This is a genomic window from Actinomadura sp. CNU-125, from assembly GCF_001942465.1.
In the GTDB taxonomy this organism is placed as follows: Bacteria; Actinomycetota; Actinomycetes; order Streptosporangiales; family Streptosporangiaceae; genus Spirillospora.
In genome coordinates, this window is record NZ_MKJY01000592.1 from 67,332 (window position 1) to 89,803 (window position 22,472).

The window sequence follows — 22,472 nt, forward strand, 5'->3', positions numbered from 1 at the left end:
TGAGAGCTTCTTGAGAACGCACGTCCGGAAACCGCGCCGATGATGAGCGCGGCGGAGCTTTTCCGTTCTGCGGGCCCCGGATACACAAAGAACTTTCAGCACCGCGAGCGTGGCGGGACGCAGGGCGGAGCCGGCATCGCCGGGGCGCACCCCCTCGATACCGTGTGCCGGTGGGGTGCTGGACGGGTTACTTGCTACGGGACACCGACGGGTCGTGCCGGTTCCTCCACGTCAAATGGGGCGCCTGGCACCTGCTCGACCAGGACGGCCTGGCGGAGGCCATCGCGTCGCTGCGCCGCGACGGCGCGCCGATCGACGAGGTCGAGGCCGGTCGCTTCGACGAGCACCTGGCCGTGACCGGTCGCCGCGCCCCTGACGGACGGGCGGTGCCGCAAAAGGTCGCCGCGGAGTGGGACGCCGCCCGACGCGGCATCCACGTGGACCCGCGCCCCCTGCGGGCACCCACGTACGGGAGGCTCAACGGCCCCGGGTGGCCGCCGCCCCGCCCGGCAATGGGACGCCCGGCGGCAGGAGCCGCCGGGCCGTGTGTGGTGCGTCGGTGCGTCAGAGGCCGAGGGTCACCGGGATGGAGAGCGGGCCGATGGTGAAGAAGGACGGGGAGTAGGGGACGTCGTCCGGGTCGATGGCGAGCGCGAGGTCGGGCAGCCGCCGGTACAGCGTGGCGAGCGCCAGCCGTCCCTCCAGGCGGGCCAGCGACGCGCCGATGCAGTAGCGGGGGCCGTGGCCGAAGCTGAGGCGCGTGTTCTGCTCGCGGGTGATGTCGAACCGGTCCGCGGTCTCGCCGTGCTCGGCCGGGTCGATGCCGCTCACCTGGTAGACGACGCCGACCGCCTGGCCCTTGGGGATGTCCACTCCGGCGATGGTCACGTCCTGCGCGGTGAAGCGCCAGCTCGTCATCATCACCGAGTGGCGGTAGCGCAGGGTCTCCTCGACCACGTCGTCCCACCGGTCCTCGGCCTTGGCCAGCGCGAGCTGGTCGGGGTGCTGGGCCAGCGCCAGAATGGCGTGGCCGAGCAGATGGACGGTCGTCTCGTGGCCCGCGACGACCATCAGCCACAGCACGCCGACCAGTTCATCGGCGGTGAGCCGGTCACCTTCGTCGTGGGCCTGCACCAGGCCGGACGTGAGGTCGTCGCCGGGGGTCTCTCGTTTGCGATCCACCAGTTCGTGCAGATACGCCTGGAGGGCCTTCTGCGTCGCGAACGCCTCCTCCGGCGGTGTCGTGTGCGCCAGCAGGGCGGCCGTCCAGTTGCGCATCTGGACCCGGTCCGCGGCGGGTACGCCGAACAGCTCGCAGATCACCCACATCGGCAGCGCCTCGGTGAAGGCGGGGACCAGGTCGACGCCGTCACCGGCGGCGATCACGTTGTCGAGCAGGTCGTCCACGATCTGCTGGACGCGCGGCTCCAGCGCCTGGATCCGTGCGGGGGTGAACGCCTTCCCGATCAGGCCGCGCAGCCGGCGGTGGTCGTCGCCGTCCTTGGTGGACAGGTGGCCTCCCTGGACGACGGCGCGCAGCGGCCAGTCCTCGGGGATCGTCCCGTCGTACAGGGCGGGCCAGTTCTCGGGCTCCCGCAGGAAGGTCTTGTTGTCTCCGGCGAGGATCTGCTTCACGGCGTCGTGGGTCAGCGCCAGGTAGGCGGCGACGCCTCCCGGAAACTCCACTTCGACCACGGGGGCGATCTCGCGCAGCCGGATGCAGGTGTCGAGCGGCTTCTCGTCCGCGGCGGGGAAGGAGGGCAGGGGCATTGACATGTGATCCCTTTTCGGGGTTTGCGGGGGGATGGGGGGAACGTCGGCGGCGCGGGAGCGTACGCGTTCAGCGCCTGGACGCGGTCTTGGTGAGGACGTGCTCGACCATGGTGATCAGCACCCGCTTGGCCGAATCCCGGCTGCGCACGTCGCACAGGACGAGCGGCACGTGCTCCTCCAGGTCCAGCGCGATGCGCACGTCCTCGGGTTTCTTGCGCTCGGCGCCGTCGAAGCAGTTCACCGCGACCATGAACGGGGTGCGGCGGTCCTCGAAGTAGTCGACGGCGGCGAAGCAGTCGGTCAGGCGGCGCACGTCGGCGAGCACCACCGCGCCGACGGCGCCCAGCGCCAGCTCGTCCCACATGAACCAGAAGCGCTGCTGGCCCGGCGTGCCGAACAGATACAGCACCAGGTCGTCCGGGAGCGTGATCCGGCCGAAGTCCATGGCGACGGTGGTGCTGGTCTTGCCGTCGACGCCGGTGGTGTCGTCGACGCCCACGCTCCGGTCGGTGAGGAGCTCCTCGGTGCGCAGCGGGCGGATCTCGCTGATCGAGCCCACCATGGTCGTCTTGCCGACCCCGAACCCGCCCGCGATGAGGATCTTCGCGGCGATCAGCTGGCCGCCGCTCCCAGCGCCGTCCGGATGCCGGACGGCGGTGTCAGAGTGCGCGTAGTCCATTCAGCAGCTTCCTTAGTACGAGCTCGTCCGGGACGTCGCCGGTGGGAGTCGGTTTCAGCACCCTGAGCGCGTTCTCGTCGCGCAGGTCGTCGACCAGGACCCGCACGACGCCGACGGGCAGGTCGATCTCGGAGGCCAGGTCGGCGAAGGTGATCGGGCGTCGGCAGATCGCCAGCAGCCTGTGGTGCTCGGGGTCGAGCCGTACCCGCCGGGGGACCGGCACACCGGTCGCCTCCAGCACGGAGATCAGGTCGAGGCCGTCGTCGCGGAGCCGGGTCCGGCCCCGGGTGACCGTGTAGGGACGGACGACGGGGCCCGCGTCCCCGTCGAGCCATCGGTCATCGGTCACCGCGGGCTCACCTGGCGCCCGAGCCGGACAGCCGGGGAATGACCGGCGGCCGCTCGGCGATCGCGTCGGCGGCCTGGACCATCCGCAGCACGACCGAGCCCGCGTCCGCGTCGGCGTCCGCCAGCACGGCGAGGCACGCGTGCTCGCCCGTCGGCACCATGAACACCAGCATCGAGTCCATCTCGATGACGCTCTGCAGCAGCTCGCCGCCCGCGAACCGCCGGCACGCGCCGCGGGCGAGACCCTGCACGCCCGACACCAGCGCGGCCAGATGCTCGGAGCCCTCCCGGTCGAGACCGGAGGAGCGGGCCACGACCAGCCCGTCCACGGACAGCAGGACCGCGCCGACCGGCTCCGCCCCGCCGCCGAGGCCGTCCAGGAGCCGGCGCACCTCATCGACCGTCATCGTTCGCCGTCCTCGTCGCGTCCGGCGGGCGGGGGCGGCAGCGGTTCGCTGCGTCCGCGCCGCCACCCGCTCTGCATCGAGGCCATGACCGAACCGGCGCGCTCGGGCGAGCGCGCGCCCCGTCCGGGCGGTCGCTTCTCCTCCGGGGCGGGCGGTGCGGCGTCGCGCAACTGCGGCGCCAGGTTCGCGCGGCGCACGCGGCGCGGCATCCCCGCGTGGGTGCCCGCGGTCGTGGACGCCGCCCGCGCCGGCTGCGGCGCGCCGGCTCGGCCGCGTCGGGCGGCGACATACCGGACGTGTCGTGATCGCCGTCCGGTTCGGTGCCGCCCGCGCGGTGCCGTCCGACCGGGTCCATCGCGCTCTCGGGCGTGTCGTGGCCGATGCCGTCCAGCGGCCCGGGCACGGTCCCGTCCGCAGCGGCCGGGGCGGCTCGTCCGCGGGGGCGTCCGCCTGCTCGATGTCGTCCGCGCGGCCGACCTGGTCCGGCGGTGCGATGAGCGAGTGCGGCAGCAGTACGACGGTCTTGATGCCGCCGTAGGAGTTCGGCTCCAGCGCCACCTTGATGCCGCGCCGGTGCGCGAGCGTCCCGACGACGAACAGCCCGAGCTGGTCGCCGTGCGTCAGGTCGAACTCCGGTTCGCGGCGGAGCTGCTCGTTGACGGCCGCCAGCTTGTCCGGGGTCATGCCGAGGCCGCGGTCCTGGATCTCGACCACGAAGCCCTGGCCCACCAGCCCGGCGTCGACCTCGACCGGCGTGTTCGGCGGCGACAGGACGGTCGCGTTCTCGATCAGCTCGGCCAGCAGGTGGATCACGTCGGCGACGGCCGCGCCGACGATTCCCTCCTCCGCCGTGCTCACCACCTCGACCCGGGCGTAGTCCTCGATCTCGCCGATGGCGCCGCGCAGCACGTCCAGGACGCCGACCGGACGCCGCCAGCCGCGGCCGGGCGCGGCGCCGGACAGGATGATCAGGCCCTCGGCGTGCCGCCGCATGCGGGTGGTGAGGTGGTCGATGGCGAACAGGTCGGCCAGCGCGTCGGGGTCGGACGCCTTGCGCTCCAGCGTGTCGAGCATCGACAGCTGCCGATGCAGCAGCGACTGGTTGCGGCGGGCCAGGTTCTGGAACACCTGGTTGACCGCCGTGCGCAGCTCGGCCTGGCGGACGGCGGCCTCGACGGCGGTGCGCTGCACGGACGAGAACGCGGCCGACACGTTGAACACCTCGGCCGTCCGGCCGACCTCCAGCGGCGGGGCCTCCGCCGCCACATCGACCTCGTGCCCGCCGCTCAACCGGCGCACCACGTCGGGCAGCCGCTCCTCGGCCATGGTGCGGGCGGCGTCCTGGAGACCGAGCAGGTCGCGGCTGATCCGGCGGCTGAAGCGGAGCATGAGGAGCGCCGTCAGGGAGATCGCGACCAGGCCGATGACGCCGATGAGGGCGAGGCGCAGCAGCGTCGCGTCGGAGGCGTCCTTGGCCGCGGCGGCGTTCAGCGCCCGGGACTTCCCGAGCGCGCCGTCCACCCCCCCGATGGAGGCGCCCGCGACGGCCTTCCAGTCGGCCGGAGCGATCCGCAGCCGCGTGCCGGGACGCGTCGCCAGGATCTTGTCCTCCACCATGGTGAAAGTTCTCTCGGCGGGGGACGCCAGCGCCTGCTTGAAGGGAGCGGCGATGGCCGGGTCGAGCTCGGCGAGGTTCGAACTCTCCAGGAACCGCCGCTCGTACACCAGTTTGCTGACCGCCGCGTACTCGGCGGAGGACATCCGGCCCCCGTCGGCGAGCACGCCGCCGACCAGCGCGATCTCCCGTCCGCGCAACTCGATGCCGCGCGACATGGCGGCGGTGTGGGCGGACTGCTGGAGGCCGTCGCCCGCCACCAGCACGTTGACGTACTGGAAATGGGCTTCGAGGACGTCGTTGTAGGCGTTGAACGCCTCCAGCCTGGTCAGAGCGCGGGAGTCGACCTTGCTCCGCAGTTCGCCGATCCCGTTGAGCTTCTCCATCAGCACCGACAGCCGCCGCCTCATCGCGTCGGTCAACGTGGACTGGAAGTCGTCGGAGTCGACAGCCTTGTTCATTTGGACGATCGTGCCGTCCATCTTTGTGCGGACGGTGTCCAATGACGTGCGCGGCAGCCGGTTGTTGCGGCTCAGCCACGTGACCGATTCCTGCCGTTCCTGGGCCAGCGTGACCAGCATCGGCTGCGCGGCGCCGCCGTAAACCTCATTGGTGGTGTCGAGGTTGCGCTGGTTGATGGCCTTGGACGCGGTGCTCTGCGCCGCGAAGCCCCACAGGGTGATCAACGAGATCATCGGAACGATGATCAGGCCGAAAAGGGAGAACCGGATGGAACGCCTGCGGCGTGGGGCCCTCACCGGGCGAAAAAGCCGAGGTCAGCGCAGATGTTACGGGCGTGGTCGTTCATGGTGTCTCTCTCAGCTTGGCGGGGCACCGGACGGCCGAACTCGGGCTACACCGTAGCCACAGGTTTGATCATTTGTCTGGAATTCCAGACATCTCGGCGACCTGCCGATGGAATCATATGGCGGCGTTCGGCGACCCCGTACCGCGTCTATGTCTCGGAAGAGGAGAAGCCGCGTGACATCGCTGCGCGGCGATTCGAGCCGACCGGTCACATCGGCTGACCGGGTCCGGTGAGTCCGGCGACACCGACTGCTGCGGCGACGGCATCGGCCCGGACGGGTCCGGCCCGCCGCGGGCGGATCGCGATGCCGGACGGGCGGTCTCCGCCCGACGTCCGTCCGGTCGAGCGCCGGGGCTCGAACCCGCGGCCTACGGATTGAAAGTCCGGAACTCTCGTATCAGAAAAGCGTTCCCGGTGAGCGGGCGCAGTGGGCGAGTGATCGCGGCGGAATTGATCGCGTCTCACTCAAGGCCGAAGCCGCATGACGCGGTCTCCATACTTTCAGGAGATTGACAGATCGGTTATTTTCGTTTCTTCGCCCATCATGGATTCGCGTGTCGAGCTTCGGCCGATCCCAGTTACCGAAGGGCGTCCGCCTTCAACGGGCATGCCGTGACCAGGTAATTCGATGCTCACCATAGGGAACATGGCGGCGGTCTGTTCTGTGACGGCGCGAGTGCCCATGCTTACAAATTCGGTGAATGCCGCCGGCGACCGTCGCAGCCCGCAGGAGGTGATTTCGCTCGCCCGACCGGTGAACCGGCGCGCCGCCGCGACCGCCGAGCGGATCGGCATGGAATGGGTCGGCGAGACGGAGCGGTATCGCCCGGCCACGGCTTCTTGATCGCCGGTTGCGCCCCGGCGACCCGTTCCCGTCCCGCCCCTGAGCCCGCTCCCGGCTACCCCGCTTCCAGGACGTACTCGGCGACCTGGGCGTGGGTGGCGCACCAGACGCCCTGCTGCGCGTCGATGCGAGCTCGCGCTCGTCCGCCGGATCCAGCAGCGTGTTGCTCTCGTGGATCCAGCCGTGCATGCCGAAGCGCTCCAGCAGGCGAAGCACCCGGCGGGCGCCGACGCGGGAGCCGTACTCGCCCTGCGCGAGCCGGCCCGGTGCGGTCTGCACGCGCAAGGCGCCCGTCTCGTGGTCGCAGTCGAAGGAGAGCGCGACCGCTACGCGGGCGCCCTCCCCGGCCAGGAAGCCGGATGCAGGGAACGCCCGGCGCGGACCCGTGCCACGTGGCCGCGCCAGGTCTGCTCGTCCCACTGCCAGGGCTGCTGTTCGGTCACGTGAGGTTCTCCAGTGCTGAGCGCGGACGGGGAGAAGGCGGCCTACGCGGAGCCGTGATCCAGGTCGGGCAGTGCCGTCGCGAGCTGCTGCCGGGAGGCGATGCCGAGCTTGTTGAACACCTTGCTCAGGTGGTACTCGACGGTGCGCGGGCTGAGGTACAGCCGGGCGCCGATCTCCGGGTTCGACAGGCCGTCCCGGGCAAGGCGGGCGATCTGCCCCTCCTGCGGAGTGAGGTTGCCGCCGGACGCGGCGACGGCGGGCTTGCGGACGGTCTGGCCGGTGGCCTGGAGTTCGCGTTGGGCTCGGTCGGCGAAAGCCGCCGCACCGAAACCGTGCAGCATCTCGTAGGCGGTACGGAGGTGCTCACGTGCGTCCTGGGCCCGGTTCTCGCGGCGCAGCCACTCGCCGTACACCAGATGGGTACGGGCGAGGTACACGGCGAACCGGCTGCGCCGAAGGCGTTCGACGGCCTCGCGGTACAGCAGGTCGGCGGACCGGCCGTCGGACAGCAGCGCCTTCGACCGGGCCAGCATGCCGAGGGCCCAGTCGGTGCCGCCGGCGGTGGAACGTTCCTCCAGCCGACGCAGCGCGGTCGCGGCCGCTTCGGGGGTCCCGTTGCAGGCCGCCGCCTCGATCAGTTCTACGAGGGCGAACCCGGTGGCCCCCAGATCGTCGTGCTCGCACGCCCGTTCCGCATGGTCCAGGGCGTCCCGGTACCGGCCGAGGGCGTTGTGCACCATCGCGTTCATGTAGAGGGACTGACCGATCGCTCGCCCTTCGCCGGCGGCGTCCGCCCCTTCGGCGGCGGCCTGCATCTGCGCGGCCGCGTCGGCCTCTCCGCGCCAGGCCCGGAGCAGGGTGACGGCGAAGCCGAAGTAGGAGTTGCCGGTCACCTTCAAGATCGAGTCGGATTCCTCGATCAGCGCGGCCGCCGCGTCGAACCGGCCGGCGTAGACGTGGACGGCGGCACGGTAGGTGAGGGCTTGGGGAAGGAAGTGCAGCGCACCGTTCTCACGAGCCGCCCGGAGCGCGTGCTCGGTCAGCTCGCTCAGGGCCCGGTCGTCCCACATGTCCGCGGCGACCGGGTAGGTCAGCCAGAGTCGGCGCATGTTGTCGTCCGGATCACGCGGGGCTTCCCGGCGAAAGTCCCGCAGAACGAGCTTCAACTGCGGCGCCGCCTCGCCGAAGCCCTCCGCGAACAGTGTCACCAGCCCGTCGAGCAGCGCGTCGGCCGGCCGTGCCGGCAGCGGTCCCGCGGGCGCGGTGCGTGCGGCCCGGGCCACCGTCCGCAGGAGCCCGGGCCCGCCCAGCCGACCGGCGAAGACCGCCGATCCCAAGGCGTCGATATAGGCGTCGCGCGCCTGCCGTGCATCGACGGCGGCCGACCGGCCGCCTCCAGCAGCGGCTGCAGGGCGTCGCCACCGCGCCTGCGCGAAGACGGTCTGGGCCCGCAGCCACGCGACCCGTCCGCTCTGGAGTTCGGTCAACGGCCCGTTCTCCGCGGAGACGAGCAGCTCCAGCGCCATGTCCGGGGCACCGGCGTCGAAGGCGGCCCGAGCCGCGGCCAGCGCTCTCGTCCCGCGTCCGGCCGGATCGGGCGTCAGCTCCATGGCGCGCTTCAGGAACGCCGCCGCCGCGATACCGCCGCGTACCTGCGCCCGGTCGGCCAGTCGCTCCAGCTCGCCGACCACGGACTCGTCGAACCCCGGCGTCGCGTGCGCGCGATGCCAGGCCCGGTGTTCGGGGTCGATCGCCGGATCGGTCGCCTCGGCCAGCGCCGCGTGCACCGCCCGCCGCTCCGTCGACGACGCGGCCGAGTACACCGCCGACCGCGCCAGCGGGTGCCGGAACCGCAGCCACGTCCCGATCTCCAGCAACCCGTCGGTCTCCGCGGGCTCCACCGCGGAACCCGGAACCCCGAGCCGCCCGGTCGCGCGCAGGATGAGCACCGGGTCGCCGGTCGGTTCGGCAGCCGCGACCAGCATGAACGTCCGGGTCTCGGCCGGAAGCGCCGCCAGCCGCCGGCGGAAGCCCGCTTCGACCCGCGCCGGGACGGCCTGGGCGTCCACCAATCCGAATCCGCCCGCCAGCTCCGCGGGGCTCAACCCGCGCGGCAGTTCCAGCAGCGCCAGCGGGTTCCCGTCCGTCTCGGCCAGGATCCGGTTCCTGATCCGTTCGTCCAGCGGGAAGCGGACCACCGAGTTCAGCGGCTCCTGCGCGTCCCGCCTGGCCAGGCCCCGCACCTCCAGATCCACCAGCCTCTGGAACCGCCCGCCGGGCTCGCGCGCCGCGAAGATCAGCCCCACCGGCTCGGCCAGCAGCCGCCGGGCGACGAACGCCAGCACCTGGGCCGACGACTGGTCCAGCCACTGCGCGTCATCGATCACGCAGAGCAGGGCGCGTCCCCCTCGCGCAACCCGAACGCGACCGCGAGCGCGTCGTGCTGCGGGCCGGGCAGTTCCTCGATCCGGTCCAGCAGCGGCGCGAGCAGCAGATGCAGGCCGGCGAACGCCAGCTCCATCTCCGACTCCGCCCCCACGGTGCGAACCACCCGCATGTCGGCCGCCCGCCCCACCGTGTGCTGGAGAAGGGCCGACTTGCCCACGCCCGCCTCTCCGCGCAGCACCAGGGCGCGCCCGCGTCCGGAGCGTACATCCGCCAACAGGCCGTCCAGCTCGGCACGCTCTGCCTGCCGGCCCAGCAGCGGTGTGTGCTCAGACAACGTGTCCATGTCCCTCTACGCCCCCGTTCGGCGCCGTTCCGGCGGCGCGACCGAGCCGACGGCCGTCGGGCGTTTCGTCAGGATGCCGCCTGCCGCTGGTTCCGATCAAGGCTCGCCTGTAATGCCCTAATTAAATCGATTTGATCTTGCGGTGCCCGGCCGATGGTCACGGCTCGGACGAAGATGCCAGGGCGCAGGAACTCCTTGCTGGACAAGCCGGAAATGTCACTCGGAAGCCGAAGGCCGGAGCGTCTTCTTCTGCGATCTCACGTGAGCGGTGAAGGCCTCGATGGCGTCGATGAGCGCCTGGAAGCGGACGGAGTGGTACAGGTCGAAGGCGTGGTTGCCGCCGCGCAGTTCGGCGTAGACGACCGGGGCGGTCGAGGTCCGGCGCAGTCGGTCGGCGAACTCTCGCGCGTCGGCCACGGGCACCAGCGGGTCCAGGTCGCCGTGGGCCACCAGGAACGGCGGTGCGTCCGCGGTGATGCGGTCCAGGGGCGAGGACTCGGGGCCCTGGCCGAAGTAGGGGCCGTACCAGCCGTTCAGGTAGACGGCGCCGCTCACGGAGGTGTCGGCGTCCTCGAAGCCCGGCTGCAGTTCAGGGTCGCCCTGGGTGAGTGCGGCCAGTGCCGCCATGTGGCCGCCCGCCGAGCTGCCCGCGACGAACAGCGTCGCCGGGTCGGCGCCGTACTCGTGGGCGTGCTCGCGCACCCAGGCGATGATCCTCTTGAGGTCGATCAGGTGGTCGGGGTGCTGCACCTGCGGCCGTAGCCGGTAGTTGGCGCTGATGCACACCCATCCCTGCGCGGCGAGGTGGTAGAGCAGGGGCAGCGACTGGCTGTTCTTGTGTCCCCCGTCGTAGTGGCCGCCGTGCAGGTGGATCATGACGGGCGCACCCTGCGGGCGCGAGCGGTGGTGGTAGAGGTCGAGCAGGTTGCGGCGGCCGGCGTCGCCGTAGGCGAGGTCGGCGCGCCGGACGTCCCGGCGGCGCTTGAGGATGGGCAGGAACAGGATGCGCGCCAGCGGGGGTCGGCGCCGCAGCCCCGTCGGCGAGGTCGGCGTCGAGGGCGGCACGCCACCCGGCGCCCAGCCCGTCGTCCAGCGCGCGGGCGATCCGCGCGCGGTCCCCGAGTGCGCGGTGGGCGATGACCGCGAGCCCGAGCGTGGTCACGGCGGCCAGGGCGACGATCGTCCAGCCGCCCGCCGAGTCGATGTCGCCTTGGGCGAACGCCAGCGCGTCGGGAACAGCAGCAGCCAGAACAGGGCCGCGAACGGCAGCTCGTTGGCGGCCAGGCCGAAGTAGTAGCTCAGGCGGCCGAGCGGACGTTCGAACGGCACCGGCCGCAGCGCGAACAGCGTTCCGACGGCGACGAGGGCCACGGGGATGAGGTAGCCGACGGGCATGAAACCTCCAAAGGGGCGTCACCGGCACGGTCGGCACACCCCGGTCGGCGGGAGGTGGGGTTCGAGATGTTCAGAACTTCGCAGGGTGTGCACCTCGCACAGTACACACCATGTGTAGTTTTGGCTAGAATGCCGCCATGGCCGTCATCGAGACCCCACAGAACGCACGGAGCCGCCGCACCTCCCAAGCATTGCTCAAGGCCGCCCGGGAGCTGATCGAGCAGCAGGGCCCGGCGGCGGCCACGATGGCGGCGGTGGCCGAACGCGCCGGAGTCTCCCGGCGGGCCGTCTACCTGCACTTCGCCTCGCGCAGCGATCTCCTGGCGGCGCTGTTCGACTACCTCAACGAGGTCGAGGACCGAGACGCCGCCTTCCGGCCGCTCTGGGAGGCGGCCGACGGGATCGCGGCGCTGGACGCGCGCGCCCAGATCGCGGCCGACTTCCTCCCGCGGATCATGCCGACCGCCCGCGCCCTCCAGCAGGCGACCCGCCACGACCCGGACGCGCCCGGCACTGGGAGCTGGCCACCGCGTCCCGCCACAACGGATGTCGGCGAGCCATCGAACTGCTGGCGGACGAAGGCCGGCTGGCCCCGCAGTGGACGATCCGGACGGGAGCGGACATGCTCCTCGCGCTCAGCTCGTTCGACGTGATCGACGTGCTCCTCAACGAGCGGCAGTGGACTCGCCGACAGCTCGCCGACCATCTGTCGGCGCTCTACCGGCGGGTCTTCGTGGGTGCATGGTCGGATCGTCGAGAACATGGCGACCGCGCGACATGACACACCCGGCCCGACTTGCTTAACTATGGACGATCTTGTCGTTACTGTCGTACCGCAAGGTCGGCGAAGCGGTCACCGGAGGTAGCGATGAGGTCCGGACGGTGGATGCTCGTCGCCTGGCTGATCATCGGAGCGCTCGCCGCGGGACAGCGCAGCTATTACACCCAATTTGACGGCAGTTGCGCCAAAATCGCCACGATCGGCATCACCTTGGCGTCCGGTCCGCTCAACTACATCGGTCTCAACCCCACCGCCACCTGCAAGCTTCCCCAGCCGAGCAAATGACGTTCCGGGCTCTAAGTCCCGCTGGGGTTGACGGGGCGACGAATCGCCGGTCAGGCACCCGAGCGTGCCTCCACCACCCGAGTCGGCTTCCTGCCGCATCCGGGTTCGAGGATGCATCCGGACGGTGATCGTGTTTCCGGCCGGGCGTGGCGACGGCTCGTACCCGACCTGGATCGGCCGCGACCCGGACGGGTCGGTGTTGCCTGCAGTCACTCAAGTAGCGGACGATATCGCGACGACATTAGTGCGTTAAAAAGTGTCTTGGCCGCGTCCGAGGCGGAATAGGGTAAGCGTCCATGGACGCCGCTGATCTCGATTACAGGTCCAGGACTTTCGCTGGTTGCATTCCTCCGCATCTGGTTTCGAGGCTCATCGAACTCGGCCATACCGATGAGGTGGAGTTCCAGGCCGGCCGGGGGGAATGGTTCTGCGCTCGGGAGCAGGCACGACTGCTCACCGAACAGGATCGGCGAGCGGAAGCGTTGGAGGTGCTCGCCCCATATGTCGCCACCGGGTGGTGGGAAGCCGTCGAGACCGTGGCGACAATGTTGGAGGAGTGGGGCAGAAGCGAAGAGGCGATCGTGCTGGTCCGTCCGCATGTGGAGGCAGGGGGGTACGGGTCGCTGGAGTTCTTCGCGCGACTGCTCGCCCGGCACGGCCGGGGTGATGAGGCGTTCGCCCTGCTGCGCCCGCATGTCGGGGACCCGTGGCGGGCCACCGCCTTGGTCGACGTCGCCGAGGCCGCGGGGTTGGACGAGGAGGCTGCCGCGCTCCTGGTCGCCCGTATCGCGGCAGGCGGAGATTGCGACGGCACTTCATCGCGCCGCCGCGAGATCGAACCCTGGAATGCCGTTGGCCTCCTCGCGATGATCCGTGAACGCCAGGGACGTATCGACGAGGCGATCGCGTTGCTGCGCACCGGAAACCGCAATGTGGTCAACGGCCGAAACCACTTGGCCGACCTGCTGGCGCGGCACGACCGGATCGATGAGCTGCGAAGGTACGCGGAGGCCGATATCGAGGGGGAGGCCGCGCAGTGCCTTGCGGAGGTGCTGGAGAAGCGCGGTGATGTGGAGGGTGCGATCGCGGTGTACCGGCAGCCGGGGGTTTCGCCGAGGCGCGAAAGCTACGGGACCGTTCTTCTCGCGGAGCTGCTGGTGCGGCACGGGCGGGGCGAGGAAGCGCCGGACGTGCTGCGCCCGCTCGCGAACGCGTCCGGCGTGGACGCGGACTGGATCACTGACAGGCTGTGCACTTACTACGCCGACCAGGGCCGTCCCGAGGAGGGCCTGACTTTCCTCGACTCCCTCGAGAAGCGCGACGGCATCGAGTGGTTCTACAGGACGCGACTCTCGTTGCTGGTCGCGTGCGGTCGTCGCAAGGAGGCGACCGACCTGCTGATGGCGCATCCCGAGGGAGCCACCAGGGCCGTCGCCGAGCTGCTGGCCGACTGCGGGCCCACCGAGGAGACCATCGCCGGGTTGCTGGCCGACGTCGGCCGCACCGAGGAGGCCGTTGCCCTCCTTGAACAGGACGAGAACTGTGGCAGCGGCACACTGGCCTGGCACCTCATCGACCTCGGCCGAGTCAAGGACGCCGTGGCGGTCCTCCAACGGCCCGGACTCGTCCCCGGCCAAGCCGCCGCAGGTTAACGGTCCGGACGGTCCGGGCCGAGGCGGGGGCATCGCGGTGGAGCGTGAGTGGGTCGCGTGGGACTCGAACCCACAACCTACGGATTAAAAGTCCGGAGCTCTCGTATCAGAGCGGCGCTCTCAGTGTCGAACTCTACCACTCTGTCCGCATCCAGCACCATCTCCAGGCCGCCACATCCCGCTACGTGCCGCCCCGGTCCAAAACCGCCGAGCGAACAACGAGCGAACACGGCCACCCAGCGGCGCGTGTAGCCGCTGGCCAGCGTCTATGGGAGGTCAAGTCGGCGAGGTGACCGCACTGACCGTCCATGCCCTATCGGTTCCCGGCCGGCGCGCCTACCGCGAGGGTCTCCAGGTGAGACGTCGCCTGGGGATAAAAGGCCGTGTGAACAGGGCGTGATGAACGGCGAGGTTCGCTAAACTCCGGCTCGTTCCTGCCGGTTGGGGCCGCCAGCTCAGGATGTGAGTCACGTTCGGCGTGCAGCGCATGGGGGGCCAGATGGTCGATAGCGTTTTGCTTCGTTTCCTGAGCAAGGGACTGGTTGATCTTGGTGGAGACGACACCAGGCTGGAGAAGTTGCAGCAGGTGGCCAAGGATCTCACCGCAGCCCTGGGGAAGACATCGTCGAAGGCCGTCGCCTTCTCCTTGGTAGCTTTCGACCCGGAGACGCCTGACGACGATCCGGTGGTCAGTGAAGTCGTGGACGTGTTGAAGAAGCATTGGGCGACCTACGCCAACGTGATCGCTGGTACGCCGGTGCTTCTTGTCCGAGCGGTGCTGTTGGATGCCCTAGCGCAGGCAGTGGCAGGCGATGAGTGCCTCGGGGTGGCCTTCGTTGGGCTGGCGCGCAACATCCTCCCCCACATGGAGGTTGCCGCTGAACAGGAGATCTGGGCAGAGGTCGTTTCAGAGATAGAAGGGAGGGTGGACGCCAGAACCGAGCGGGAGTGGGCGACACCCTCATCGATCACAGTCTCCGCACCGAAAATTCAGGCGTCAGAGTCAAGCCGATTGCCCCTGAGGCTGGAGCCGGTCGATCGTGACCAGTTGGGGGAGCAATACCAGGCGGCCGCAGGCCCTCAGACCGTGGATTCACAAGGTCGAGCCAGGGCTACAAACGGTAACCCGCAAGCTCTCAACAACCTGCCGCATTGGATAGCCGAGTTTGGTCCGCGCATGGCCGAGGCCACGGCCGATGCGATCGACGCGGCCGTGAGTGAGTCGAGCGTTGATCAAACACAGCTGACAGGAACCTTCGAGAAACTGCTGACGGACGTCTCCGCCTATGTCGACGAGACACTCAAAACCGTGAGCGCCGCCACGGCTGGGCTTCAGCGCCGGACCGACCTATTGTGGTGGAAGCAGGCACTGTTTTCTCCGTCCACCCGATGCAGCTATCGTGACCTGTCACCCGAGGCCGCAGCGTCTCTGATGGCTTTCGACCTTCATCAGCAGATCCCTGCGTTCTCCCCGGCGAGCGTGACAGCTTTTCTATTCGAGGCTGTTCACGGCCTTCCCGCTGTTGACCCGAGCAAGACTTGTTCAATCCACGAACTGGTCGCGATGGCGCGAGAAGATGACAGGCTTGTAGCGCTCCGCGAAAATGGGGCCGACTTGGTCGCTTCTCCTGCAGGACGAGGCCCGCTCCTATCACTGATCGCCCATCCCGAAGCCCGGGCCTCGCATGCGGAAGAGGAGGAGTTTCGCCGGTTGACGGGCCTGCGCCCGGAGACGCAACTCACCTTGCCGGACTGGGCGGTCTGGGTGTTCCGCGAACTCCAAGCGGTCAGGGCGGCAAAGCAACGCACCAGCGGCAGTCGCCGGCGACGGAAGGCCTAGCCGGATGGAACGATGCGCGACGCACAACTGTTTCGCCCCCAGCATTGGTTGCAGCCTCGGACACGTCGAACTCGGGGATTGCCCTACATGGACTACTCAACCCACTCCGGAACCAGCGGAAGCCGAGCCAAGGGATCACGCGCTACTGCCGTGGTCAGGAAGTGTACTGGGGCTTGCTGACCTAGCTTTCGTTTCGGGGCGCGCCCGCCCCGTGGTGGTCGGGATCATTGGGCCGGAGAACGCGGGCAAGACCACCCTGCTGGGGGCCTGGTATTTGCTGCTCGGCAGGGGCGCAAGCCGGCTCCTTGATCGCCGGTTTGCTGGCTCCTTCTCTCTTGAGGGCTGGGAGGCGGTTGCGGGATCGTTGCGCTGGTCCCCAGGGCAGCCGCCGGGCTTTCCACCGCATACAACGAGCCGAAGTGGCCGTGCCCCAGGCCTGCTTCACCTGTCCTTCCGGGACCCGGCCCATGAGCGCTTCACGGACTATTTGTTCACCGACGCCCCCGGCGAATGGTTTCAGCGGTGGGCGATGAACAGCGAGGCGCCCGAGGCCGAGGGGGCACGCTGGATCGCCGAACATGCCGATGTCCTGCTACTCATCGCGGATCGCGACGCCCTCGCCGGCGAGCACAGGGGCGCGGCGCGCGGCGCGCTGCAGCGGCTGGGCCGTCGGATGGCCGCCGAGCGTAGAGGACGTCCTGTTGCATTGGTGTGGACCAAGTCGGACGTCGAGATTGCTTCGGAAATGGAGGACTCCATTCGCCGGTCGGTGCTCGATCTCATTCCTGATGCCGTGGAATTCTCGGTCAGCGTCGTCTCTAAGGTCGCCTCTGGGGCTGGCTCTGACTGGAGCGACTTGATGAACTGGATCTTGACATCGCGGCGGCCGACGGGCGAATTGCCGCCTCCCGCAGCGTTTAGCGAAGACCCGCTTTTCTTGTATGGGGTGGGGCCAGATGAGCGTCTCTAGCGACTCGATCCTCCTGCTCGGCGAGAGCGGGGTTGGAAAGACACACTATGGCGCTCAACTGCTGCGAAGGCTTATGAATGGCGAGGACAGCCGCCTGCGCATGGAGGGGCAAGCGACGAATCTCGATCCGTTCGAGGAAGCGCTTGCGAGCCTGGACGAGGGAAAGGCAGCCGGTCACACGGCCACCGCGACCTATGTCGACAGCCTCTGGCCTGTCCGAAACGATGAGGCCGGACAGCGAGTGGACCTTGTCTGGCCCGACTACGGCGGGGAGCAGATTAACACCCTGATTTCCTCCCGGCATGTGCCCAACTCCTGGTTGGCGCGCATACGGCAGGCCCGAGGATGGCTGTTGCTGGTCCGGCTTCAGCAGACACGGAAGGGCGATGACATCTTCTCCCGGCCACTGTCAGATCTTCGCGAGGCGCCCACCGGCAACCGGGAGGTACATGTCTCAGATCAGGCTCGCCTCATCGAGTTGCTGCAAATGCTGACCTACGCGGCGGGGGCGGCCGGGCGGCGTCCTCTAGATTGGCCGCGGCTCGGAGTACTGCTCACCTGCTGGGATGAACTCGGCCTTGACTTGGCGCCGACGGCAGCGCTGAAAGATCGCATGCCCATGCTGTGGGATTTCCTCCGATCCACCTGGCGCAGCCCAGCCATCATGGGACTGTCGGCCTTGGGACGCTCGCTCAGCCCGACCCGGCAGGATGAGGAGTACATCGCCCGCGGCGCCGAGCGCTTCGGCTACGTGGTATTGCCGGACGGGTCTCAATCACCAGACCTCACCCTGCCGATCCACCTACTCCTACAGGGCCTCAACCAGCTGCAGAACGGACAAGGGAACCCAGAGTGATCGTCGAACAGGCGGTGTTCGGCGAGGCGCGGGGCGGCCACGCGCTCAGGGCCGCAAGCAACGACAACAGGTACGTCGGTGAGCTTGCCTCCCGCCTCGACCTGCCGGACACCGCACCGCTCGGCGTCGCTTGGTCGCCGTTCCTCCTCGGATTCGCTCACAAGGACCGCTATGTGCTCGCACGCACTTTCCAAGATCCGGAAGCCAGCAGGGCTGGCATGGTCCTCGCCCATGCGCTGATCACGCCGCTCGAGGAAATCATTACCGCATCCGATCTCCGACCGCTCCTCGCCCTCCTGATCACTGAACCGGCTGCTCCCGCTAATCTACCGACGCTTGACCTCATGCTCGGTGACGAGTTCCCCCCAGAATCTTCAGATTTGGCGGCGGCCGCGACCGCCCTCACCACCCCCGGGACCGGGCCCGTCGTTCGAGCAGGCAACGACGGCTTCGATAACCTGGTCATGTCGTTGTGGGGGAGACTCTGGCCGGAAATCCGCCGCAGATTCGCCTTCCGGCTGAGCTTCGGCCCCGCCGACTTGGTGGAGACCTCCCAACCCGCACTGGTCTGCACGCCGGCCGCACTCCTGGCGCGATGGCGAGGGCACCGGTTGCTCGACGCACAGTCCGCCCCCAAAGCCTCGTCGGCCGCCGCCCTTGTCTGCGGACGTCGCGAGGGCGAGCCGTTGCGGACATTCGCCGACGAATTGGCCGCGGACCTGACAAGTTTCGCCGACCTAGCCCTGCTGGAGAAGGCTCATCAGTTCTCCGCCTCGGAACCGGGCACCATCAGCGACACACTCACAGCCGTTCGGCTGATTGATCGGCTGTCACCGAACCCAGCGCGTGGCGCGGTCGGCAAAGCGACCCTGATGGACCGCTTGGTGCAACATCTCGATCAAGCCTCGGCACAGGACCTCCTCACGTTGCGGAACCTCGACCCGCAGGGCTTCAGAGCCACTGAGCGCCTGTGGACCGCACTGTCGCGGCGGCTGGTGGAACACGACTTTCCGCCAGCTCAGGACAAAGACTTCGTCGGGATGATCGCGGACGCAGTAGACGAGTCAAAGAGCACCCCAAATTGGCGGGACGCGACGCTGAAGGGCTTGTCGGCCGCCGCCCGCACCACCGACCACTTTGCCAAGGCCTTGTGGCGATGGGTCGAGGCCGCCCCCGCCATCGTCAGCCCGGCGTGGACGGCGATCAACCCCGACGCAACCATGCAGGACGTACTGGCCGCCACCGCCCCTCGTACGCTGAGGCTCCAGGCCGCCCAGGAGATCCTTGAACTCTCCCGCGAGCAGCGTCTCCACCGGCTACATGGAGCGACCGCTGCCGCCGCCTTCGACCCGGTCGCGGCCGCCCGCCTCCAAGCCGCGACCGAACCATCATCCCAGGCTGAGGGCATCCGCTTGGCGCTTGCCCATGCCACACCAGCCGAGGTCGTCAGCTGCGCCATTAGCCTCGGCGACCCGCGGATCATTAACCTCGCCGCCGAACACGTGGCTAACACCCCTGCACTCCTCGCCAACGTGGATCTTTCCGATCACACAGCGCAGGCGATCTGGTCGGCGAGCCTGAAACACAACGCCGACGTCTGGCGCGGGCCTACCGATCCACGCGCAGTATTCGACACAATTCTACTGGCCCTGCTCGATGGCCACTCGCCACCAGCAGAACTCATCGTCCGCCTGTCGCTCACACCCCTAGCCGATCTCACCGCTTTCACTCGCCGCAGTGAACTCTGGCCGAGGCTCACCCAACCAGCCCGAACCAACATGCTCCGTGCCACCGCCAGAGAATGGATCGGCCAAGCACCCGGCATCGGGCCAGCGCCGGAACGAGAACTCCAGGTCACGATTCTCGACCACCCGGACCTCGACAAGTTGCTGACCCAACTCGCGGGCGATGGCGTCGGCCAGGCTGTCCAGATTGTCGCGATTCTTGCCGCATTCAGCGAACAACGGTTCCTGGCTTGGCTTCGCGTCGCGGCAGCCCGTACACGTCGGTTCTCTACGGAAGGATCCGAAGCAATCGGCCGCTTGACACAAGAACGCCAATGGCGTCACGTCGCTGCCGAGCTCCTGTCGATGCTGCGCCAGGGGCGTCACGACGCCCGGCCGGCGTTGCGTGCCTGCCTGTCTCTCGTCGGCTGGTGGGATCGCTTGCGATACGGCCTCTCGACGATCAGCGCGGACGAAAAATGGGCGTCACTCGAGATTTTAGCTGCAAATCTCTACCCGACAGGTCCCGGACATAACGGACTCTGGGAACGTGCCGGTGGGCGCGACTCTGATCTCATGTGGAGTATGAACGGACAGGGCCAGTGGCGACACTCCCTCGCCCGAATCCGTCTTGGAAGCAGGTCGCCAAGCATTGGAAGCCTTCTACGGCAGATGTGCGATGATTTTCCAGGGAATTCTGACTTGAAGCTCCTGATTAGCGACCGTGAATTCCGGGACACTAAGTAGCCATTTCCGTGTGGCGATGACTCAGAATGGAACGATGAATACATGACTTTCGACATTGGTCGCGCATTGGTCATTGCCGTCGCTGACTACCCCGAGCGGGCAGATGTGCTCCCCGAGGCGGTGGTAAATGATGCCCGGGATATTGCCGCAGTTCTCCAAGATCCCGGATACTGTGGTTTTCGTCCCGATCGAGTCCGGATGCTGGTGAACCACCAAGCCACCCTGGATGCCATCCGGACCGAACTGAGCGACCTGGCGTCGTCCGCAGGCCCGGACGACACTGTAGTAATATTCTTTTCCGGTCACGGCGCCCGATTCGGCGCAGGCTCGATTAAAACCAGTTCCCTCGTACCTATCGACTATCGTGCCGATGATCTTCCGGGCACAACTCTTCAGGCTGCGGAGTTCTCCGAAACGCTTAGAGGCATACGGGCGCGACGACTCCTCGTTTTTCTGGATGCCTGTCATTCAGGCGGCGCTGGCACGCTTAAGGGAGGCCAAAGCGCACAGGTGCGCCCAGGGTTCGATGAAAAGTCTTTGCAGAACCTCGCCCACGGCGTCGGCCGTGTAATCATCGCATCGTCGCGGGCAAGCGAAGCATCCTTCTTGCTGCCCGGTGCGCGCAACAGCGTCTTCACTGATTACCTGCTTCAGGCACTCAAGGGCAAGGCCCATACGGAAGGCGACGGCCTAATTCGTGTCTTCGACATTTTCAATTACGTTGCTGAACACGTCCATCGTGCGAAACCCGAGCAGCATCCCATTTTCAAGGCTTCAGACCTTGAAGACAATTTTCCGGTCGCCCTCGACTTGGGTGGAAAAAAGACTGTCGCGCACATGCCCTCTCCCCGTTCGGACCAGTGGCGCGCACTTGAGGAGATCATGGTGGATCTTTATCCCACCGGTCCCACCGATCAAGATATATGGGCACGAGCCGGTGGTGAAATTTCCCGCCTCACATTGACCGGAACTGGGCGAGCTACCTGGTTCGCCGCGCTCCGCATTCTACGGCTGGGCGGCGGCGGCCACGAAGTTAACACCCATACACTGCTTGAAACAGCTCTTTTCGATTTCCCCCACCACGCCGGTCTCACAGTCTTGGCGCGGTCGCTGTAACTACCGGAACCGCGGCACACCGAAAAGACTCCTGATAGTGATGTGCCGGGACGCCGTCCGTGCGCTGCCCCTGAGGTCACGCCTTCGCCGTTGACCGTGCTGCGCATGACGGGCACTGTGTCCCTCAGCCGATCGAGATGAAGGCGGCCGCCATCCTGCCCGTGCCCGTGCCGAGACGCCGCGAGTGAATCGCGCCCACGCCCGCTATGTGCGCGGTTCGGTCCGTTTGTGCCCCTTCCTGCGTTTCTCCGGTTCGTGGGGTGTGGGCGCGTGGTCGCTAAAACTGGGCTCGCGTGGTTAGCTCCCTGCATGCGGTTCTCTCGCCAACCACAGACGCCTTCACCCCCGGAGCGAGAACAAGAAGCTGCTGTCTTCCTCGCTGAAGCGCAACGTTTGCTCGATCAGCAGTGGCGTCGCGGGGATGCCTTTGAGCGGAAAGCGGTGAGCCTCCTGGGGTTCAACGGCGTGATCGTCGCCCTCCTACGCCCAATCTCAAGACCGTGCTGTCCCTGGAGGGGAACTACAGGTTGGTGGCGTTGACGCTGGGCGCACTCGCCGTTGCGGCATTGGCATGCAGCGCTGGCGCCGCCGCTGGCACGCTGCGTGCGCGGGACACCAAGAACGTCAATATCGCGGATGTCCGCCGGTACTGGAAGGGGCATCTGGAGCGCACCGAGAAGGGTGGCGGTTACTCCGATGCCTGGCACACGGCTGCGCTGCAGCGGCAGTTCGCCGAGATGCTCCTGCACGGCGTGAAGGAGGAGGAGAGTCCGCTGCAGTCGATGCGTCAGGACGCCGACAGCCGCGGCAGGTGGTTCTCGTGGGCGGTTTTCCTGACTCTCGCCGCATTGCTCCTTATCCTTGCTATCACTGTGACCACAACCGTTGGGAACCTCGATGAGCAACGAGCCGCGCCAGCCGCAGCAGCCGGATCCTGCACCGAAGATGCCTGAACCGCCCACGCCCCAGACAGAGAAGAAGGGCGTCAACCCCGATGACCTTGAGCGGCGCGGCTGACTCTTCCGAGCAGACCAAGTCCCGGTCATCAGGCGGAACGCAAGGGATCGCCGCCTCCAGGTCGGGCGCTGTTCTCCTTCTCCGAGTGCGCGAGCACGATTGTGACGTCCAGATGCACTTGGATCAGGACGCAGCCGGTGCCGGGGGCTGCTCGCCGGCCAGTTCCCAGGCCTGGGCGAGGGCAGTCAACCTGAGGTTTCCCCCGTTGCGCGGACATCCTGGTGCTCCACCGGCTTCGCGGTCACGCCTGCCTCGTCGAGAGGGAGCTTGTAACCTCAGGTGTGGAATGACCTTGCAGGTAGAAGATGAAGACGGCTTTATCTGATGCGTCCCGGATAGGCGACGGCGAGTTCGTTGAGCGCTTCGCGCCATCCGGCGGCGCGTTGTCCTTCGACGAGGCGTGCGGGCTGGAAGGCGTTTTTGTCGCCTTGCTCGCGTTT

21 protein-coding genes and 1 tRNA gene are annotated in these 22,472 nt (G+C 68.0%); 12 read left to right on the plus strand and 10 right to left on the minus strand.

What is annotated here, in order from left to right; translation table 11 throughout:
• Nucleotides 1-564: 564 nt before the first annotated feature.
• The 5 genes from BJF79_RS48090 to BJF79_RS57695 form a co-directional block, all read right to left on the minus strand.
• A complete protein-coding gene (locus BJF79_RS48090) occupies nt 565-1,770 on the minus strand; it encodes a cytochrome P450 family protein (RefSeq protein ID WP_083734798.1) in 1,206 nt (401 codons plus the stop codon).
• A 70-nt stretch (nt 1,771-1,840) separates the two neighbouring features.
• Complete coding sequence (locus tag BJF79_RS48095; protein WP_075907271.1) at nt 1,841-2,452, minus strand: GTP-binding protein; 612 nt, start codon at nt 2,450-2,452, stop codon at nt 1,841-1,843.
• Nucleotides 2,433-2,801: a DUF742 domain-containing protein gene (locus tag BJF79_RS48100; protein ID WP_075907272.1), complete on the minus strand. Its 369-nt coding sequence runs from the start codon at nt 2,799-2,801 to the stop codon at nt 2,433-2,435. Before BJF79_RS48100 ends, BJF79_RS48095 begins: the two co-directional genes overlap by 20 nt.
• A gap of 7 nt (nt 2,802-2,808) precedes the next feature.
• Nucleotides 2,809-5,517 (minus strand): nitrate- and nitrite sensing domain-containing protein, encoded by a 2,709-nt coding sequence (locus tag BJF79_RS48105; RefSeq protein ID WP_075907273.1) that lies wholly within the window; start codon nt 5,515-5,517, stop codon nt 2,809-2,811.
• A gap of 614 nt (nt 5,518-6,131) precedes the next feature.
• Nucleotides 6,132-6,425 carry a hypothetical protein gene (locus tag BJF79_RS57695; protein WP_187357159.1) on the minus strand — a complete coding sequence of 98 codons (294 nt, stop codon included), beginning with the start codon at nt 6,423-6,425 and terminating at the stop codon, nt 6,132-6,134.
• A gap of 232 nt (nt 6,426-6,657) precedes the next feature.
• Between BJF79_RS57695 and BJF79_RS57700 the strand changes: the two genes are divergently transcribed.
• Nucleotides 6,658-6,921 (plus strand): hypothetical protein, encoded by a 264-nt coding sequence (locus BJF79_RS57700; protein ID WP_187357160.1) that lies wholly within the window; start codon nt 6,658-6,660, stop codon nt 6,919-6,921.
• 38 nt (nt 6,922-6,959) lie between these two features.
• Here the strand turns inward: BJF79_RS57700 and BJF79_RS48110 are convergent, their stop codons facing one another.
• From BJF79_RS48110 to BJF79_RS64865, 4 genes are all read right to left on the minus strand, one after another.
• A complete protein-coding gene (locus BJF79_RS48110; RefSeq protein WP_262403646.1) occupies nt 6,960-9,305 on the minus strand; it encodes a LuxR C-terminal-related transcriptional regulator in 2,346 nt (781 codons plus the stop codon).
• Complete coding sequence (locus tag BJF79_RS64860; RefSeq protein WP_262403647.1) at nt 9,302-9,649, minus strand: ATP-binding protein; 348 nt, start codon at nt 9,647-9,649, stop codon at nt 9,302-9,304. Before BJF79_RS64860 ends, BJF79_RS48110 begins: the two co-directional genes overlap by 4 nt.
• 216 nt (nt 9,650-9,865) lie before the next feature.
• Entirely contained in the window at nt 9,866-10,714 is an 849-nt protein-coding gene (locus tag BJF79_RS48115) for an alpha/beta hydrolase (RefSeq protein ID WP_262403648.1), read from the minus strand.
• Nucleotides 10,715-10,807: 93 nt separating this feature from the next.
• Entirely contained in the window at nt 10,808-11,044 is a 237-nt protein-coding gene (locus BJF79_RS64865; RefSeq protein ID WP_262403649.1) for a hypothetical protein, read from the minus strand.
• Nucleotides 11,045-11,181: 137 nt separating this feature from the next.
• Here BJF79_RS64865 and BJF79_RS48120 point away from each other — a divergent pair, with 137 nt between their 5' ends.
• The 5 genes from BJF79_RS48120 to BJF79_RS48135 all read left to right on the plus strand — a co-directional run bounded on the left by BJF79_RS48120 (nt 11,182) and on the right by BJF79_RS48135 (nt 13,762).
• Entirely contained in the window at nt 11,182-11,697 is a 516-nt protein-coding gene (locus BJF79_RS48120; RefSeq protein WP_083734799.1) for a TetR/AcrR family transcriptional regulator, read from the plus strand.
• Entirely contained in the window at nt 11,667-11,825 is a 159-nt protein-coding gene (locus BJF79_RS56840) for a hypothetical protein (RefSeq protein WP_158079527.1), read from the plus strand. Before BJF79_RS48120 ends, BJF79_RS56840 begins: the two co-directional genes overlap by 31 nt.
• A gap of 105 nt (nt 11,826-11,930) precedes the next feature.
• Nucleotides 11,931-12,110 (plus strand): hypothetical protein, encoded by a 180-nt coding sequence (locus tag BJF79_RS48125; RefSeq protein ID WP_262403650.1) that lies wholly within the window; start codon nt 11,931-11,933, stop codon nt 12,108-12,110.
• Nucleotides 12,111-12,234: 124 nt separating this feature from the next.
• The gene (locus BJF79_RS68100) at nt 12,235-12,363 is read left to right on the plus strand and encodes a DUF4241 domain-containing protein (protein WP_158079528.1); all 129 of its coding nucleotides are present in this window, start codon (nt 12,235-12,237) and stop codon (nt 12,361-12,363) included.
• Nucleotides 12,364-12,406: 43 nt separating this feature from the next.
• Complete coding sequence (locus BJF79_RS48135) at nt 12,407-13,762, plus strand: tetratricopeptide repeat protein (RefSeq protein ID WP_075907277.1); 1,356 nt, start codon at nt 12,407-12,409, stop codon at nt 13,760-13,762.
• Between the two features lie 49 nt (nt 13,763-13,811).
• On the opposite strand, the gene BJF79_RS48140 is transcribed toward BJF79_RS48135, so the two are convergent.
• Nucleotides 13,812-13,876, minus strand: a tRNA-Lys gene (locus BJF79_RS48140).
• Nucleotides 13,877-14,249: 373 nt separating this feature from the next.
• Here BJF79_RS48140 and BJF79_RS48145 point away from each other — a divergent pair.
• The 6 genes from BJF79_RS48145 (at nt 14,250) to BJF79_RS48170 (ending at nt 21,968) form a co-directional block, all read left to right on the plus strand.
• Entirely contained in the window at nt 14,250-15,602 is a 1,353-nt protein-coding gene (locus tag BJF79_RS48145; protein WP_262403651.1) for a GTPase-associated system all-helical protein GASH, read from the plus strand.
• A 211-nt stretch (nt 15,603-15,813) separates the two neighbouring features.
• The gene (locus tag BJF79_RS48150; RefSeq protein ID WP_262403652.1) at nt 15,814-16,572 is read left to right on the plus strand and encodes a TRAFAC clade GTPase domain-containing protein; all 759 of its coding nucleotides are present in this window, start codon (nt 15,814-15,816) and stop codon (nt 16,570-16,572) included.
• Nucleotides 16,559-17,428 carry a hypothetical protein gene (locus BJF79_RS48155; RefSeq protein ID WP_075907292.1) on the plus strand — a complete coding sequence of 290 codons (870 nt, stop codon included), beginning with the start codon at nt 16,559-16,561 and terminating at the stop codon, nt 17,426-17,428. Before BJF79_RS48150 ends, BJF79_RS48155 begins: the two co-directional genes overlap by 14 nt.
• Complete coding sequence (locus tag BJF79_RS48160; RefSeq protein ID WP_075907279.1) at nt 17,425-19,899, plus strand: effector-associated domain EAD1-containing protein; 2,475 nt, start codon at nt 17,425-17,427, stop codon at nt 19,897-19,899. Before BJF79_RS48155 ends, BJF79_RS48160 begins: the two co-directional genes overlap by 4 nt.
• A gap of 42 nt (nt 19,900-19,941) precedes the next feature.
• The gene (locus BJF79_RS48165; RefSeq protein ID WP_075907280.1) at nt 19,942-21,015 is read left to right on the plus strand and encodes a caspase family protein; all 1,074 of its coding nucleotides are present in this window, start codon (nt 19,942-19,944) and stop codon (nt 21,013-21,015) included.
• A 500-nt stretch (nt 21,016-21,515) separates the two neighbouring features.
• Complete coding sequence (locus BJF79_RS48170; RefSeq protein ID WP_075907281.1) at nt 21,516-21,968, plus strand: hypothetical protein; 453 nt, start codon at nt 21,516-21,518, stop codon at nt 21,966-21,968.
• Nucleotides 21,969-22,472 lie beyond the last annotated feature (504 nt).

Bases quoted from the DNA above. Each gene is read 5' to 3' on its own strand.
- BJF79_RS48090 (WP_083734798.1), bottom strand. From the start codon at position 1,770: ATGCCCCTGCCCTCCTTCCCCGCCGCGGACGAGAAGCCGCTCGACACC.
- BJF79_RS48095 (WP_075907271.1), bottom strand. From the start codon at position 2,452: ATGGACTACGCGCACTCTGACACCGCCGTCCGGCATCCGGACGGCGCT.
- BJF79_RS48105 (WP_075907273.1), bottom strand. From the start codon at position 5,517: ATGATCTCGTTGATCACCCTGTGGGGCTTCGCGGCGCAGAGCACCGCG.
- BJF79_RS57695 (WP_187357159.1), bottom strand. From the start codon at position 6,425: ATGCCGATCCGCTCGGCGGTCGCGGCGGCGCGCCGGTTCACCGGTCGG.
- BJF79_RS64860 (WP_262403647.1), bottom strand. From the start codon at position 9,649: ATGGACACGTTGTCTGAGCACACACCGCTGCTGGGCCGGCAGGCAGAG.
- BJF79_RS64865 (WP_262403649.1), bottom strand. From the start codon at position 11,044: ATGCCCGTCGGCTACCTCATCCCCGTGGCCCTCGTCGCCGTCGGAACG.
- BJF79_RS48120 (WP_083734799.1), top strand. From the start codon at position 11,182: ATGGCCGTCATCGAGACCCCACAGAACGCACGGAGCCGCCGCACCTCC.
- BJF79_RS56840 (WP_158079527.1), top strand. From the start codon at position 11,667: ATGCTCCTCGCGCTCAGCTCGTTCGACGTGATCGACGTGCTCCTCAAC.
- BJF79_RS48125 (WP_262403650.1), top strand. From the start codon at position 11,931: ATGCTCGTCGCCTGGCTGATCATCGGAGCGCTCGCCGCGGGACAGCGC.
- BJF79_RS48135 (WP_075907277.1), top strand. From the start codon at position 12,407: ATGGACGCCGCTGATCTCGATTACAGGTCCAGGACTTTCGCTGGTTGC.
- BJF79_RS48145 (WP_262403651.1), top strand. From the start codon at position 14,250: ATGGGGGGCCAGATGGTCGATAGCGTTTTGCTTCGTTTCCTGAGCAAG.
- BJF79_RS48155 (WP_075907292.1), top strand. From the start codon at position 16,559: ATGAGCGTCTCTAGCGACTCGATCCTCCTGCTCGGCGAGAGCGGGGTT.
- BJF79_RS48165 (WP_075907280.1), top strand. From the start codon at position 19,942: ATGACTTTCGACATTGGTCGCGCATTGGTCATTGCCGTCGCTGACTAC.